This is a genomic window from Vibrio sp. 378, assembly GCF_033339435.1.
Window position 1 is genome coordinate 1 of record NZ_JAWOUO010000533.1, and the last position, 712, is coordinate 712.

The following is a 712-nucleotide window of genomic DNA, read 5'->3' on the forward strand; positions in this document are numbered from 1 at the left end:
ACTTTGTGGACTTTCTTCCATCGCAGTTGCATTGGCCTGACGTTGCATTGGTGTCGACCACCGCTATCGTATTAAGCCTATTGGCCACTTGGTACCCAGCTTCTCGCGCAGCGAAACTGAACCCTGCCGCGGTTTTGAGTGCTAAGTAACTAAGGAAAGCAAGCTAGCCTCGTAGACATCGTTGTTGGCTACGATTTCTTTTACTAAGTACACTAGATACAAAAAAGGACCTTTCATGGTCCTTTTTTGTATTCATTAGCATCTTTTCATTCTTTGCTTACATTTCGTTTCAGCTTTATTGTCGTTTGAACCTCAAGCCGTGTCGCAACGAATGATTTTAGCGTCTTATCCGCTTATCTTACTTTTCGTTTTTGCCAACTGCGAACGACAGAGTAGCGCCACAATCCGCGAATACCGAAATAACCAATGATCGCAGAACCCACACCGCAAATTGCGCACCCCAATAGGAATGGAGGCCCAATCGTGCTCATCTGTTGCATGATAAAGTCCCAAGATAGCTCAAAATGGAATGGCTGAGGTGGAACATGCATGACCCATGCTCCGAGCTTGTAAGCAAAGTAAAACAAGACTGGCATTGTAATAGGGTTGCTGACCCAAACGAGAGCGACTGACAGAGGTAAATTTACGCCCATTAAAATGGCTAAACCTGCAGACATGATCAACTGGCTCGGAAGCGGGACAAACGCCATAA

The 712-nt window shown here is 45.6% G+C and carries 1 protein-coding gene and 1 pseudogene; one reads left to right on the forward strand and one right to left on the reverse strand.

All coding sequences use genetic code 11. The features are described from left to right. A pseudogene (locus R7Q48_RS27370) lies at nucleotides 1-149 on the forward strand (lipoprotein-releasing system transmembrane subunit LolE); the annotation flags it as partial. 204 nt (nucleotides 150-353) lie between these two features. Here R7Q48_RS27370 and R7Q48_RS27375 read toward each other — a convergent pair. Next, nucleotides 354-712, reverse strand: a 359-nt coding sequence (locus tag R7Q48_RS27375) for a DUF2062 domain-containing protein (RefSeq protein WP_318133406.1), incomplete at its 5' end; no start/stop codon positions are given.